The 13,735-nt window shown below is 54.6% G+C and carries 14 protein-coding genes and 1 pseudogene; 11 read left to right on the forward strand and 4 right to left on the reverse strand.

From position 1 onward, the window contains the following. Window positions 1–25: 25 nt before the first annotated feature. Window positions 26–994 (reverse strand): sugar kinase, encoded by a 969-nt coding sequence (locus tag ELY38_RS17155; protein WP_127063386.1) that lies wholly within the window; start codon window positions 992–994, stop codon window positions 26–28. A 16-nt stretch (window positions 995–1,010) separates the two neighbouring features. Further along, the gene (locus ELY38_RS17160; RefSeq protein ID WP_127063387.1) at window positions 1,011–2,042 is read right to left on the reverse strand and encodes a LacI family DNA-binding transcriptional regulator; all 1,032 of its coding nucleotides are present in this window, start codon (window positions 2,040–2,042) and stop codon (window positions 1,011–1,013) included. 195 nt (window positions 2,043–2,237) lie between these two features. Here ELY38_RS17160 and ELY38_RS17165 point away from each other — a divergent pair, with 195 nt between their 5' ends. Genes ELY38_RS17165 through ELY38_RS17175 form a run of 3 tightly spaced genes read left to right on the forward strand, consistent with a single transcriptional unit; the run spans window position 2,238 to window position 5,601 of the window. Further along, entirely contained in the window at window positions 2,238–3,755 is a 1,518-nt protein-coding gene (locus tag ELY38_RS17165) for an amidase (protein WP_127063388.1), read from the forward strand. Between the two features lie 35 nt (window positions 3,756–3,790). Further along, on the forward strand, window positions 3,791–4,600 hold the full coding sequence (locus tag ELY38_RS17170) for a methyltransferase domain-containing protein (RefSeq protein WP_127063389.1): 810 nt from the start codon (window positions 3,791–3,793) through the stop codon (window positions 4,598–4,600). Beyond that, on the forward strand, window positions 4,597–5,601 hold the full coding sequence (locus ELY38_RS17175) for a methyltransferase (protein ID WP_127063390.1): 1,005 nt from the start codon (window positions 4,597–4,599) through the stop codon (window positions 5,599–5,601). The genes ELY38_RS17170 and ELY38_RS17175 overlap by 4 nt, the downstream gene beginning before the upstream one ends. 21 nt (window positions 5,602–5,622) lie before the next feature. Here the strand turns inward: ELY38_RS17175 and ELY38_RS17180 are convergent. Then, window positions 5,623–5,775, reverse strand: a pseudogene (locus ELY38_RS17180) (FCD domain-containing protein); the annotation flags it as partial. Between the two features lie 94 nt (window positions 5,776–5,869). Between ELY38_RS17180 and ELY38_RS17185 the strand changes: the two are divergent. Both ELY38_RS17185 and ELY38_RS17190 read left to right on the forward strand, forming a co-directional pair. Further along, window positions 5,870–6,610, forward strand: a complete 741-nt coding sequence (locus ELY38_RS17185) for an SDR family oxidoreductase (RefSeq protein WP_127063391.1) — start codon at window positions 5,870–5,872, stop codon at window positions 6,608–6,610. Window positions 6,611–6,631: 21 nt separating this feature from the next. After that, window positions 6,632–7,474, forward strand: coding sequence for a fumarylacetoacetate hydrolase family protein (locus tag ELY38_RS17190; RefSeq protein WP_127063392.1), 843 nt, complete (start codon window positions 6,632–6,634; stop codon window positions 7,472–7,474). 253 nt (window positions 7,475–7,727) lie between these two features. Here the strand turns inward: ELY38_RS17190 and greB are convergent, their stop codons facing one another. Then, complete coding sequence (gene greB / locus ELY38_RS17195) at window positions 7,728–8,261, reverse strand: transcription elongation factor GreB (RefSeq protein WP_127063393.1); 534 nt, start codon at window positions 8,259–8,261, stop codon at window positions 7,728–7,730. 180 nt (window positions 8,262–8,441) lie between these two features. On the opposite strand from greB, the gene ELY38_RS17200 reads away from it, so the two are divergent. From ELY38_RS17200 to cysN, 6 genes are all read left to right on the forward strand, one after another. Next, window positions 8,442–9,086 carry a hypothetical protein gene (locus ELY38_RS17200; protein WP_127063394.1) on the forward strand — a complete coding sequence of 215 codons (645 nt, stop codon included), beginning with the start codon at window positions 8,442–8,444 and terminating at the stop codon, window positions 9,084–9,086. 75 nt (window positions 9,087–9,161) lie between these two features. Then, entirely contained in the window at window positions 9,162–9,836 is a 675-nt protein-coding gene (locus ELY38_RS17205; RefSeq protein WP_127063395.1) for an NUDIX domain-containing protein, read from the forward strand. A 2-nt stretch (window positions 9,837–9,838) separates the two neighbouring features. Then, window positions 9,839–10,285 (forward strand): DUF1249 domain-containing protein, encoded by a 447-nt coding sequence (locus ELY38_RS17210; protein WP_127063396.1) that lies wholly within the window; start codon window positions 9,839–9,841, stop codon window positions 10,283–10,285. Then, window positions 10,285–11,019: a metallophosphoesterase gene (locus ELY38_RS17215; protein WP_127063397.1), complete on the forward strand. Its 735-nt coding sequence runs from the start codon at window positions 10,285–10,287 to the stop codon at window positions 11,017–11,019. The genes ELY38_RS17210 and ELY38_RS17215 overlap by 1 nt, the downstream gene beginning before the upstream one ends. Before the next feature lie 174 nt (window positions 11,020–11,193). Beyond that, window positions 11,194–12,156 carry a sulfate adenylyltransferase subunit CysD gene (gene cysD, locus ELY38_RS17220; RefSeq protein ID WP_127063398.1) on the forward strand — a complete coding sequence of 321 codons (963 nt, stop codon included), beginning with the start codon at window positions 11,194–11,196 and terminating at the stop codon, window positions 12,154–12,156. After that, window positions 12,156–13,586, forward strand: coding sequence for a sulfate adenylyltransferase subunit CysN (gene cysN / locus ELY38_RS17225; protein ID WP_127063399.1), 1,431 nt, complete (start codon window positions 12,156–12,158; stop codon window positions 13,584–13,586). Before cysD ends, cysN begins: the two co-directional genes overlap by 1 nt. Window positions 13,587–13,735 lie beyond the last annotated feature (149 nt).

The raw sequence follows: 13,735 nt of genomic DNA on the forward strand, positions 1-13,735 counted from the left end.
TTATTAAATGAGGCGTTAACGGGTTCTACTGCTCAAGCTCACGAAGCTTATCCCGGGTTGGCAAACCTTCCATATCGCCAATGACCTGAATGGCCTGAGCGCCTACCAGATTACCGCGATTTAGAGCCTGTTGCGGTGTAAGGCCATCCAGTAAAGCGCTAATCACGCCCACGGCAAAACCATCCCCCGCGCCGACCGTATCGACTACTTCCGCGACCGGCTGGCCGGGAGCCAGAAAGCTTTCTAGCGTGCCGCCAAGGGTGCCGCGGTAATAGCTGCCCTCTGGCCCCAGCTTGATGATAACGGCCTTGGCACCCCGGGCGAGGTAAAAGTCGGCAATCGCTTCGGGCGATTCACAGCCGGTCAAAAGCCGCCCTTCGGAAAGTCCCGGTAGTACCCAGTCAGCGAGGCTCGCCAGCTCATTTAAGGTATCACGCATGACAGCTTCGCTGGGCCACAGAGAAGGGCGCAAGTTGGGATCAAAAGAAATGCTGGCGCCGCTTTCGCGTGCCTGTTGCATCAAGTGGCGGGTTAAGTCCAGGGCGCTTTCGGAGAGCGCTGGCGTAATGCCGGTAGCATGCAGGTGAGTGAGGGACTGGAAGTCGATGGAAGCGGCATCTTCAACGCTTAAGTGGCTGGCGGCACTGCCGCGCCTGAAATACTCAACCCGTGGATCGGCGCCGCCCTCGGCGCGCTCCTTGAACATCAGCCCGGTGGGGTGGTGCTCATCAAGATGAATATACCGATCATCGATACCTTCGCCTTTTAAGGCCTGCTGAATAAATCGACCCTGGCTATCGGTGCCTACTCGGCTCAACCAGCCAACGTGAAAACCCAGGCGCGAAAGGCCAATGGCGACGTTATTGTCGGCGCCTGCCAAGCGGCGATGAAAGTGGTCTATGTCAGCCAGGTCGCCCGGTAAATCGGCCACCAACATGGCCATGGCTTCGCCAAAGGTGAGTATCTGGGGAGAGGCGGTTGGTATATGTGGCATCGAGTTATTCTCTTATTTAAACGTGTTTTGGGTCGTGCTTAAAAGTTGTGCTGCCGCGGACCTGTAAGCGCGGGGCGTGGCGGTAGCTCAAAGGTGATGCCTGCGCTGAGCCGTTAAGCTGGTTAAGCAAATAGCTGACCGCAGCGTGGCTGATATCATCGGTAGGCTGAGCCAGGGTGGTAATGCCGGGGGTTATCAGCTCGCACCACTCCAGTTCGTCAATTCCCATTAAACCGGTTGGGCCTATGGCGATACCCAGCTTTTGAAAGCGGCGCGTCATGGCGAGCGTAACGTTGCCGTTAGCGCACAGCACGGCGCCAGGGCCTGAAACAGAGTGCTTGGCAAATGCTTTTAACGTTGGCGCGTGAGCCGCTAAATTACTCAGTATTAGTGTCTGGCCCTTTACCCCTAAGGTGGCTGCCTGTTGAGTAAAGCGCTGCAGCCGCTCTTGGCGGGCGCTGGCATAAGCGGGAGACTCACTAACATACAGAATCGAGCGATACCCTTGCTGCACCAAATGCTCCAGTGCCATATCAATTGCCAACGCGTTATCGAGCCCAATTACATTGGCATCGAGTTGGCGAATGTCGCGGTCAAGCAGTACCAATGGAACGCCACTGCGCATTATTGCCTGCAACTGTGCTTCAGGCTGCCCGGCGGCATTGATAATCAAGCCCTCTACCTGATAGGCCGTCAGCAGGCGTAAATGCTGCTGCTCCTGCTCCGGGTCGTTATCGGTATTGCAGACGATCAACGAATAACCGTGCGCGCGAGCCGCTTGCTCTACGCCGTGAACAACGGCCACTGAAAAAGGATTGCGGATATCAGCTACTAACATCCCCAGCAGACGTGAACCACCGCCTTTGAGACCCCGTGCCATTAAGTTGGGCTGGTAGCCCAAGGTGTCAGCGGCTTCTGCGATGCGTGTTTGAAGCTTGGGCGTGAGCCGCTCACGCTCTGGGCCAAAAAAACGCGATACGCTGGTTTTGGAGGTGCCCGCCAGTTTGGCGACTTCAATAAGCGTGGCGCGGGATAAGGTGACGGGCATAGAAAATCCGTTTAACAATCCGTTTAACAACAACAATGGGAACGTTCCCAATCTTTTTCTCAACATAGTGAGTTTTAAATTTAAAGGCAATACGTCTTAAGGCTCGGTGAGAAAGCGCAGCGAAAATGAGAGCGTTAAGAAAAATTAATCACAGCCCTCTGCTAGGCTAGGAAAAAAGCATAATGGGCGAACGCAATGCAGCTACATGAGTACCAGCAGTACGATGCCACCGGCTTGGCCGCACTGATGCGCCGCCGTGAAGTAAGTCGTGAAGATGTATTGGAGGCCGCCTTTAACGCTATTGAAACGCTGAACCCTATCCTGCATGCGGTCGTCAGAACGCGTTTTGAGAAAGCCCGGAAAGAGAGCCAACGTGTTGCCGATGACGCGCTCTTTGGCGGGGTGCCCACCTTGAGTAAAGACCTGCTGATGGGGCTAGCCGGTGAGCCATTGGCTTTTGGGAGTGCCGCGTTATTGCAATGGTGCCCAAAAGAGGATGCTTTGCTCGTCCAGCGCGCAAGAGCCGCTGGCCTGGTCGTGGTTGGGCAGACAGCGACGCCGGAGCTTGGGTTAATGGGAATAACCGAACCCAAAGCCTTTTCCCATCCTATGAATCCCTGGCGGGCAGGATATTCGCCCGGTGGTTCTAGTGGTGGCGCTGCCGTAGCCGTGGCCAGCGGGATCGTTCCTTTAGCGTTAGCGGGGGATGGCGGTGGCTCGATTCGTATCCCTGCCAGCTATTGTGGGCTATTTGGGTTTAAGCCCACTCGTGGCAGGGTGCCGCTTGCTCCTGGTCATGGCGAAGTATGGCAAGGCGCGGTCATTGAGCATGCAGTGACCCGCAGCGTGCGGGATAGCGCGGCGCTATTGGAGCAGGTGAACGGTATGGCGCCGTCTGGCCCTTATCCGGTGTCCCGGGAGACTGGCTACATGGCAGCAATAGCGTTACCGCCCAAGCGGTTACGTATTGCCGTATCGCTGGGCGAGCCCTTAAGCCATAGCCTGGGCACGCGATTAAACCCGGAGGTCAAAGCAGCGGTTGATAAAGCGGCCGTCGCGCTAATGGAAATGGGCCATGAGGTGGAGTGGTGCGATCCGCCGGTAGATGGTGAAGCCCTGGCGAATAGCTACCTTACGCTTTACCTTGGCCATTCGGCGGCGGATCTTCGCTGGATTAGCCAACAAACCGGCGTGCCGGTTCGACGCTTGGCTGTCGAGCCCTCCACACGTGCTATCGGACGGTTGGGAGACAAGCTTTTGGCGCAGGATTACGAGTTAGCCAAACGCTATTGGCACATGGCGGCTGAACAGATGAGCCGTTTTCATCAGCGTTTTGATGCGCTGGTGATGCCGGTAACGGCGGATACCGCCCCCAAAATTGGTGAACTCTATCCGTCAGCGACACGCGAACGCTTAATGTCTGTTCTGGCAATTCCGGGGGTATCGGCGCTTGCGCTAAAGGCAGGCTTATTAAAGCGCCTGGCGGTAGATGCGCTTAGCCGCACGCCGTTCACTCAATTGGCCAACCTGACGGGCCAGCCCGCCATGTCAGTGCCTTTGCATGTTGCCGCCAACGGTTTGCCAGTGGGTGTGCAAATAGTGGGGCGGTTTGGTGAAGATAAGCAACTCTTACAGCTGGCTGCTGCACTGGAGCAGCAAGATGTCTGGCAGCATCAATTACCGCTGCAAGCGTTCCGCCCTCAGGCAGGGTAAACTACGCGGCTTTAAGACGCCGCCTGGCCTTATACATGCATCCAACCTATGAATTAACCGACGCCGGAGACCGCTACTTCGACGGTCTGGTCGACAAGTTTTCGCGTTCGCTCTACCAAGCGCCCCGCGGCGAGCTGCGTCTTGCAATGCTGGATTATCTGCTGCCGCAAATGCTGCATTTAGCCCATCAGCCCGTGCTTGATGTTGGCGGTGGGTTAGGCCAGCAGGCTGCCTGGTTTGCTGAACGGCAGCATCCGGTCACTATGGCGGAGCCCTCCCTGGATATGCTCACATATGCCAGGCACTGGCACCGTGAAGCTAAGCGGCTGCCTTGCGAGACGATGTCCTACGTGCACGCTCCGCTACAGGATTTAAGCGTGAGAGTGCCTGGCCCTTGGCCGCTGATTACCTGCCATGCGGTGCTTGAGTGGTTGGGCGATCCGCGCTCAGCGATTGCCCATCTGGCCAGCCTGCTTGCGTCCGGCGGCCAGTTAAGCCTGATGGTGTTTAACCGCGATGCGCTGCGCTTTTCCAACGCGGTGAAAGGCAATTTGGAAAAAGCGTTAAGTGATCGCCTGGAAGGGAAGGGCAAGCGGCAGCGCTTAACGCCTATTTCGCCAGTAACCCATGCTGAGATTGTGGAGTGGGGGGCGGAAAATAATCTTGAGGTGGCAAGTGTTGCAGGTATTCGCGTGTTTCAGGATTACCTACGCCAGCCACCCTCCAGCGATAAAGAGCGTGAAACGCTGCTGGCGCTTGAAAAAAAGTATTGCCAACAAGACCCGCACTGGCGGCTGGGTCGTTATTTACTTTACACGTTGATCAAACCGGAGGCTTCCCAATGAGTGCCCAAACGCCTGCCTGCCAATTGCTGGAACGCCAACAGGATGACTACACGGCACTTATGGTTGTGGCACCACCGGTTGACGCTTGGTTAATCGCACAATCCACGGGCGTTATCAGCAGTGATCTGAGCGTACTAAGCGAGTGGCAAGCCGCAGGTAAGATAGCTTATAGCCCCTTCGCGCTGCCTGAAAACGCCGTTACCCACGGTGAGGTAGTGCTGTTCTGGCCCAAAGCGCATCAGCTAGGTATTTGGTGGCTTGAGGGGTTATGCAACGTTCTACCGGCGGGTACGGCCATTGAGATTGTCGGTGAGCACAGTGGCGGCGTGAAACGCGTGCCTAAAGTACTCGCAGAGCGGGGGATGATTTGTGACAAGCGCGATAACGCGCGGCGCTGTTCACTATTTGCCACGCGCACCATCGCACTTGAGAACACCCTGCAAGCCGCTTGGCAGCGCTTTGAGGCATTGGGCTTAACGCTTGTCAGCCACCCCGGTGTCTTTGGTCATGGCAAGGTGGATGAAGGTACATTGCTGCTATTGGAAAGCCTGGAAAAAGAACTGCCCAAAACGCCTCAGCGTATTCTCGATATGGGCTGTGGCGATGGCATTATCAGTGCCTGGCTTGCCAAGCGGGGCCACACGGTAACCGCCGTGGATGTCAGCGCTTTTGCCGTTGAGGCGACGCGCCGCACGTTGGAGGCCAATAAAGTCGATGGGCAGGTTTTGCAAAGCGATGTGTATAGCGCGTTGGAAAGCGAAACCTATGATTTCATTATCAGCAACCCGCCGTTTCACCAGGAGCGAGACGTTAGCTACGGGCCCAGTCAACGCTTGATTCGCCAAGCACCGGAGCGTCTTGCCAACCGTGGGCGGTTGATCATTGTGGCGAATGCGTTCTTGCCCTACCCAGACCTTCTGACCGACGCTTTTGGAAGCTTTGAAGCCCTTGCGGATAACCGGCGTTTCCGGGTTTATGGGGCAGGTAAATCAGGCCGTTAATGCCTAGGTTGGAAGCGATGTTTACTCGGCAAAGAAAACATTTAGAACATGGCCTAAATGGACTTCTATCGCGTGGCGAGCAGCAGTCGGATCACGATTTTCAATCGCCTTAACGATTCGTTCATGATTGCCTTGAGAGCATTGGCCCTTTTGAGGATTGCCAGGATCAAAGTTTCGCGCCCATACTCGGCTCGTTGGTCAGGCCAGTGTATATATGGATGACTGCACCTCAAGTATGTTCCCACTATTTCTAGGGGCGTGACATCGCATGAGACTTAAAAATAAAACTGCATTAATCACCGCCGCAGCGAACGGTATTGGGCGCGCAAGCGTCGAGCGATTTGTTGCCGAAGGTGCACGCGTATTCGCCACCGATATTGATATTGCCAGCTTGGAGGATATGCCCGGCGTTGAAGCATATCGCTTAGACGTAACGGATAGCCAAGCGACCAATGATCTGGCCGCATCCCTGCCAGCCTTGGACATACTGTTTAATTGTGCAGGTATGGTGCCGGGCGGCACGGTACTTGAATGTGACGAGGCGACATGGCAGCGGTCGATGGATCTGAACGTTACCTCAATGTTTTATACCCTTCAGGCTTTTTTACCCGGTATGTTGTTAAAAGGCGGGGGCAGCATTATCAATATGGCGTCTTTGGCATCAAGCGTTAAAGGTGTTGCTAACCGCTGTGCTTACGGTGCTTCCAAAGCAGCGGTCATCGGCCTGACCAAGTCGGTAGCCGCCGACTTTATGACACAAGGTGTTCGCTGCAATGCAATTTGTCCTGGTACCGTTGAGTCTCCTTCATTGAAACAGCGTATTGCTGAACAAGCCTATAAAGAAGGACGCAGCGAGGCTGAAGTGTTAGCGTCTTTTATTGCGCGCCAACCGATGGGCAGGTTAGGGCGAGTAGAGGAAGTGGCTGCATTGGCAGCTTTCCTGGCCAGCGATGAATCGCAGTTCATTACGGGTACCGCGCAATTAATTGATGGCGGCTGGGCTAACTGATTTTTTAGGAGGTATAACAATATGAAATTATTACGCTTTGGACAGCCGGGTCAGGAAAAGCCAGGTATTCTGGATAGCGAGGGAAAAGTACGCGATCTTTCCTCCATCGTGGATGATATTGCAGGCGACGTATTGAGCGACGGTGGGTTGCAGCAGCTGCGCGATACCGATTTAACGACATTGCCAGAAGTCGCTGACAATATCCGCTTGGGCCCCTGTGTAGCTCGGGTAGGTAAGTTTATCTGCATTGGCCTCAACTATTCAGACCATGCTGCAGAAACCGGTGCTGAAGTACCGCCCGAGCCGGTCATTTTCAACAAATGGACCAGTGCTATCTGCGGGCCTAATGATGATGTGGAAATTCCCCGCGGCTCGGAAAAGACCGACTGGGAAGTAGAGCTTGGCGTCATCATTGGCAAGGGCGGTCGTTACATCGACGAGGCCGACGCCATGTCTCATGTGGCGGGATACTGTGTCGTGAATGATGTCTCTGAGCGCGCGTTCCAGCTTGAGCGCAGTGGTACCTGGGATAAAGGAAAAGGCTGCGATACGTTTGGCCCGTTAGGCCCTTGGCTGGTAACCCGTGATGAAGTGGCTGACCCGCATCAATTGGGCATGTGGCTTGAAGTGGATGGCAAGCGTTATCAGGATGGCAGTACCCAGACCATGGTGTATCAAGTGCCTTTCCTGATCAGTTATCTAAGCCGTTTTATGAGTCTGCAGCCGGGCGACGTTATTTCAACCGGTACGCCTCCCGGTGTAGGTATGGGCCAACAGCCCCAAGTGTATCTGCGGGAGGGCCAGCGCATGCGTTTAGGCATTGATGGCTTGGGCGAGCAGAGTCAGCGCGTAGTACAGGCATAGAAAACATACGTGCTAGAAAACATACGTGCTAGAAAACACAGGTGTTAGAAAAAGCAGTTGTCAGAAAAAAGCAGGTATTGGCGGCTTCGTTAGTCGCTGATACCCAGCTTGCTAATTTCTCACACTTGCCATATTCGGTTACCGACGAACTGGCATTTTACCGCTATGATGCTGTATAGCTACACGCCACAAGCCACAAGCCAAGCGCGTGCGAGTAGTAACCACTATTGACTATGCCTTAAAGGACTAGTCGCTATAGCGGTGCATAACGTATGTCGACCACGGTGTAGAACGCTTCCCCATTGGGAGTCATAACCTCTACATCGTCATCGACCTGTTTACCTAACAGGGCCTTGGCCATGGGGGAATCGATACTGATCCAGCGCTTTTGGGTATCAATCTCATCGTGACCCACAATGCGTAGTTCAAGCGCCTCTCCCTCTTCATTTTCCAGGCTCACAAACGCGCCAAAGAATATCTTGCCGGTATCGACAGGTAGGCGGTCAACTACCTGCAACTCGTCAAGCCGCTTGGTCAGGTAGCGAATACGGGCAATGACGCGGTTCAGCTCTTTCTTGTTATAGGTGTAATCCGCGTTCTCGGAGCGATCGCCAAGGGCGGCAGCTTCACCTACTTTGGTGGAAAGCGCAGGGCGCTTCACGCGTGAGAGGTGATCAAGAATGCCGCGTAGACGAGCGACGCCTTCAGCGGTAATCAGGTTGCTTTTGGGTGCCTGGCGCGGGTCTTTGGCGGGGTCGCGCCAGCGGGTCATGTTGCGGCCTTTCATGGCGTTATGGCTCCTTTTTTCTTTAAGCGCCAAGCGTCGGTGATGAAAAGCAAAGTATGCCAAATACAGCGTCTACTAGCGAATCATTCAAACGTTCGTTACATTGTCGAGGTGGGCTTTATAAATACATAAACACTATGTCTATAAAGTATGTTGATAAAAATAATCCTGGAGATTGTTATGCGCGTATACCCCCTTCCTCGGTTACTAGTGGCTGCTGCACTTGGCAGCGCGCTGGCGCTGCTACCTTTAACGGCTATCGCTTATGAGAGCGAGCTTTTCTCGCTGAAAAATCGCTGGGAGCATACGGTAAGCGATCTGCCAGCTAATCAGCGGGAAAGCACTTTGAAAACGTTGGCGGGTGAGGCTACCGCTTTGGCACAAGAGAACGCAGACCAAGCCGAAGTGCTGGTCTGGCAGGGAATCATCCTGGCCTCTTATGCACGTGAGCGCGGCGGGTTGGGGGCGTTGGGTGTGGCTGGCGATGCGCGTGATGCTCTGGAGCTTGCCATTGCGTTAGACCCTCAAGGTGCAAACGGCTCAGCCTATGTCACCTTGGGCGCACTATACGACAACGTACCGGGTCGGCCGATCAGTTTTGGAAATAGTGAAAAAGCCGGCCAGATGTTTCAGCGCGCCGTTGAGGTTCGTCCTGATGGTATCGACGTCAACTACTACTACGCAGCATTCTTGCTTGATGAAGGTAATACCGAGGCGGCCCGAGAATACGCAGAGCGTGCCGTGAACGGCACCCCTCGCCAGCAGCGCGAGCTTTCCGATGAGGCTCTACGCCGTGAAGCCCAGGCCATGCTGAACCGTCTATAACTCCATTCTTGGCCAGATTGGCATTCCCAGTGGCAAGCATTGATAATAGAGGATTGTGACTACTGGGAGTGCCGCATGGCATTCAATGCTGAAACTTCATCGTTAAGCGCGCCGCCATTTGATCGTGATGATATTGAACTGACAGCACGCGAGACGCTTCATCAGGGATTTTTTCGTTTAGAGGCCATGGAGCTCCGTCATCGGCTTTTTGAAGGCGGATGGAGCAAGCCCATGCGTCGCGAAGTGCATCATCGCTTTGATGCCGTTGGTGTCTTACTGTATGACCCGGCAAGAGATGCACTGGTACTGGTCGAGCAGTTTCGGGCAGGCGCGATTGATGATCCTGTATCACCTTGGAAACTTGAACTGGTGGCGGGTCTTGTCGATAAAGATGAATCGCTCGAAGACGTTGCCCGGCGTGAATCCTTGGAAGAAGCGGGCTGTGAAGTAGGCTCCCTGACGCTGATACATACGTATTATCCTAGCCCCGGCGCCTGCAATGAGCGTGTGACGCTTTTTTGCGGGCTGGTGAATACCCAGGGGCTGGGCGGTATTCATGGCCTGGATGAAGAGCATGAAGATATTCGCGTACACGTTGTGGCTTTTCCTGCCGTTTGGGAACTCCTGGGCCAGGGAAGACTCGACAACGCCATGTGTTTAATTGGGTTGCACTGGCTGGCGGGGCAGCGCGCCTCACTGCGTGCGGCCTCCCAGCGAGCGCTCATGCATAGCGAAACCGACGAGGAGTGAGCATGGCGAGAACAGCCTACGTCACCGATTTAAAATCGCTTCAGGGAGAGTGTAGCGCCAACTACCTGCGCTTGTTGCGCCTGGTAGGCGATATGGAAAGCGGTCAGCGCCGTGAGATTGCGTTAAGCAGTGAAGAACGCCATTTTGGCGATCTGCAGCTGACCATCATAGAGCAGGCGCCTTATACCACCATGGTGGATGTTACTCAAAGTGGCCCTCTGGATGCGATCATGGATGGCCCGCGTATGCGTGTGCATCTTTATCACGATGTGCGCATGGCAGAAGTGACTGACTTTCAGCGCGAGCGTCACTTTAGCGGACGCTACCGCTATCCGAATGCACGGATGTACCAGCCTGATGAAAAGCTCCAGCTAAACCGCTTTCTGGGCGAGTGGCTGGCGCATGGCTTGGCCCATGGGCATACCTATGATCTGCCGGAGATGCGTTAATGCGCCTAGTGCAGATTACCGATTCTCACCTGCATGCAGATATCAGCGCACGCTCCCGGGCGGGCGTACCTTGGCAACATTTTCAGCGTGTACTGGCTGCTGCTGCCGCCAAGCGCCCCGATATCATCGTATTTACCGGAGATGTCAGCCAGGATGAAACGCCAGCTTCCTACGCGCTTGTCAAAGAGGCGATGGCCTCGCTGCCATGCCCCTGGTTCTGGCTGCCGGGTAATCACGATCAAATAGAGCTGATGCGTGCCGAGCATCCGCTGCTGAAAGAAGTCGATATGCAGCAGTGGCGCATGTTGTTACTGAATACCCAGGTGGCTGGCCAGCCTTATGGTGAGCTGGGTTGCGAGCAGCTTCTGAGATTAACTGCGCAGCTGGAAGAGGATGACCGACCAACGCTTATTGCCATGCATCATCCGCCGGTCGACGTGGGGGCTGAATGGATGGACGCCATTGGTCTAAAGGACCGTGAAGCCTTCTGGCAGGTGCTGAGCGCATACCCTCACGTTAAAGCCGTGCTTTTTGGCCATGCTCATCAGGCTCATGCCCAACACTTTGCGTTCGCGGAAAACCGTATTGGGGTATACGGCTGCCCGGCAATGTCAGATCAGTTTATGCCTGGCGCTGCATCCTTTGCCATTGATGAAGCCTCGCGGCCCGGCTATCGGGTAGTGGATTTGCAGGGTGAACAATGGGAAACCTGGATTGAGCGTGTTGATGTATAGCGTTATCGCCCTTTCTATGGCTGTTAGTTTATAAAAGAATAAAAAGATAGTTATTAATTCTTTTGGGTTATTATCGACTCGGCGTTACTCTATCCACAATCGAACGTATAACGTTTTAATTCAGCGTGTACTGCAAGCTTATAAAAATCAGCTTGTTTTGTGAGGTAGCAGACCATGACTCAGTTCTCCACACTCTCTTCGACGCCGCGGCGTGAGGCGCCTGACGCGCTCAGCGCCGCGCGTCAAACCCATTTAAAACAGCTTGAAGCCGAGTCCATTCACATCATTCGTGAAGTGGCGGCTGAATTCAGTAACCCGGTCATGATGTATTCGATCGGCAAAGACTCCTCGGTCATGCTGCATCTGGCGCGCAAGGCATTTTACCCCGGTACGCCGCCGTTCCCCCTGATGCATGTGGATACCACTTGGAAGTTTCGCGAGATGATCGAGTTTCGTAACCGCATGGCATCTGAGGCGGGCATGAAGCTGATCGTGCACACCAACGAAGAGGGGCGGGCGGCCAATATCAACCCGTTCGACCATGGCAGCGCGAAATATACCGATATCATGAAGACTCAGGCGCTCAAGCAGGCGCTGGACAAGTACGGTTTTGACGCCGCCTTTGGCGGTGCCCGGCGCGATGAAGAAGCGTCGCGTGCCAAGGAGCGCGTCTACTCCTTCCGTGATAAATACCATCGCTGGGACCCCAAGAATCAGCGCCCCGAGCTATGGAATGTATACAACGCCAAGGTCAACAAGGGCGAGTCGATTCGCGTATTCCCGCTCTCCAACTGGACGGAGCTTGATATCTGGCAGTACATCTATCTGGAGTCGATCCCGATTGTACCGCTGTATTACTCCGCCAAACGTCCGGTTGTTGAGCGTGACGGCATGCAGATCATGGTGGATGACGACCGCTTACCGCTGGCGCCTGGTGAAGTGCCCCAAGAGAAGTCGGTACGTTTTAGAACGCTAGGCTGCTACCCGCTGACCGGCGCGGTCGAGTCTGAAGCCGCGACGCTTCCGGAGATTATTCAGGAAATGCTGCTGACCCGTACCAGTGAGCGTAGTGGCCGCGCCATTGATCGCGATCAGGTGGGCTCGATGGAGAAGAAAAAGCGCGAGGGGTACTTCTAATGTCTCATCAATCTAACTTAATCGCTGACAACATCGAGCAGTACCTGCACGAGCATGAGAACAAGGATCTGCTGCGTTTTATTACCTGCGGCAGCGTGGATGACGGTAAGTCGACCCTGATAGGCCGCCTACTCCACGACTCCAAAATGATATTTGAAGACCAACTGGCAGCAATCACGCAAGCGTCTAAAACCAGTGGTACGACGGGTGACACGGTTGACTTGGCGCTGTTGGTTGATGGTCTGCAGTCCGAGCGCGAGCAGGGCATTACCATTGATGTGGCGTACCGGTTCTTCTCGACCGACAAGCGTAAGTTCATTATTGCGGATACGCCAGGGCATGAGCAGTACACGCGTAATATGGCGACCGGCGCCTCAACCGCGAGCCTGGCGATTATCCTGATTGATGCGCGTTACGGCGTGCAGACCCAAACGCGTCGCCACAGCTTTATTGCCGATCTGCTGGGGATTGAGCACCTAGTCATCGCCATCAATAAGATGGATCTGGTGGACTTTTCCGAGCAGCGCTTCAATGAGATTGTGGAAGAGTACCGCGCCTTTGCCACCAACCTTCAGGCAAGCGATATCCGGTTTGTACCGATGTCGGCGCTCAACGGCGACAATGTCGTCAACCGCAGCGAGCAGACCCCATGGTATAGCGGCGAGACGCTGATTGAGCTTCTGGAAAACACCGAGATCAGCCGGGATCAGAACCTGACGGATCTGCGTTTGCCTGTGCAATATGTGAACCGGCCGAACCTGGATTTTCGTGGCTATTGCGGCACGCTGGCCGCTGGTGTACTGCGCCCAGGCCAGGCGGTTAAGGCACTGCCTTCAGGCAAAACCTCCAAAGTGGCGCGTGTGGTCACTTTCGATGGTGATCTGTCTGAGGCCTACCCGGGTCAGGCGATCACCGTCACGCTTGAAGATGAAATTGATATTTCCCGCGGCGACTGGCTGGTAAGCGCCGAGGCGGACGTGCCGCTCTCCAACGCCTTCACCGCCGATATCGTGTGGATGCATGAAACACCGCTGACGCCGGGCAAGCTTTACGATTTCAAGCTTGCCACGCGCGATCTTTCCGGTCAGGTACGCGGCATTGAGTATCAGGTCGACGTCAACACGTTGGAAAAACACACAACAGACGCGTTGGAGCTGAACGCCATTGCCCGTTGCGAAGTGGAGCTTACGGCAGCTATTCCGGTGGATGATTATCGCACCAGCCCAGGCACCGGCAGCTTTATCATTATTGATCGGCTGACCAACGTGACAGTCGGGGCGGGGATGATTCGCGCGGTTGCCGAGCGAGAGGGAGACGATACGCCCACCACTGATTGGGCGGCCTTTGAGCGTGATCTCAATACTTTGGTAAGAAAGCATTTCCCACATTGGGAAGCGAAGGACATCCGCGAACTGTTTAACGCTAAATAATATTTTATGAGTAGGCTGGCCCGCTTTTATTAAAGCGGGCTTTTTTGTTCTTTTTTAAATCAACTTTAGCTAATGTAGCGTCCCATTCGCTTGACGCTTACTCAAGATGCGCCACACTGTTATGGCGTTATTAACGCAAACTCATCACG

Origin of the sequence: Vreelandella nanhaiensis, from assembly GCF_003990185.1 — a bacterium.
Lineage (GTDB): Bacteria > Pseudomonadota > Gammaproteobacteria > Pseudomonadales > Halomonadaceae > Vreelandella > Vreelandella nanhaiensis.

Bases quoted from the DNA above. Each gene is read 5' to 3' on its own strand.
- ELY38_RS17190 (WP_127063392.1), top strand. From the start codon at position 6,632: ATGAAATTATTACGCTTTGGACAGCCGGGTCAGGAAAAGCCAGGTATT.
- cysN (WP_127063399.1), top strand. From the start codon at position 12,156: ATGTCTCATCAATCTAACTTAATCGCTGACAACATCGAGCAGTACCTG.
- ELY38_RS17205 (WP_127063395.1), top strand. From the start codon at position 9,162: ATGGCATTCAATGCTGAAACTTCATCGTTAAGCGCGCCGCCATTTGAT.
- ELY38_RS17185 (WP_127063391.1), top strand. From the start codon at position 5,870: ATGAGACTTAAAAATAAAACTGCATTAATCACCGCCGCAGCGAACGGT.
- ELY38_RS17165 (WP_127063388.1), top strand. From the start codon at position 2,238: ATGCAGCTACATGAGTACCAGCAGTACGATGCCACCGGCTTGGCCGCA.
- ELY38_RS17210 (WP_127063396.1), top strand. From the start codon at position 9,839: ATGGCGAGAACAGCCTACGTCACCGATTTAAAATCGCTTCAGGGAGAG.
- greB (WP_127063393.1), bottom strand. From the start codon at position 8,261: ATGAAAGGCCGCAACATGACCCGCTGGCGCGACCCCGCCAAAGACCCG.
- cysD (WP_127063398.1), top strand. From the start codon at position 11,194: ATGACTCAGTTCTCCACACTCTCTTCGACGCCGCGGCGTGAGGCGCCT.
- ELY38_RS17175 (WP_127063390.1), top strand. From the start codon at position 4,597: ATGAGTGCCCAAACGCCTGCCTGCCAATTGCTGGAACGCCAACAGGAT.
- ELY38_RS17170 (WP_127063389.1), top strand. From the start codon at position 3,791: ATGCATCCAACCTATGAATTAACCGACGCCGGAGACCGCTACTTCGAC.
- ELY38_RS17200 (WP_127063394.1), top strand. From the start codon at position 8,442: ATGCGCGTATACCCCCTTCCTCGGTTACTAGTGGCTGCTGCACTTGGC.
- ELY38_RS17160 (WP_127063387.1), bottom strand. From the start codon at position 2,042: ATGCCCGTCACCTTATCCCGCGCCACGCTTATTGAAGTCGCCAAACTG.
- ELY38_RS17155 (WP_127063386.1), bottom strand. From the start codon at position 994: ATGCCACATATACCAACCGCCTCTCCCCAGATACTCACCTTTGGCGAA.
- ELY38_RS17215 (WP_127063397.1), top strand. From the start codon at position 10,285: ATGCGCCTAGTGCAGATTACCGATTCTCACCTGCATGCAGATATCAGC.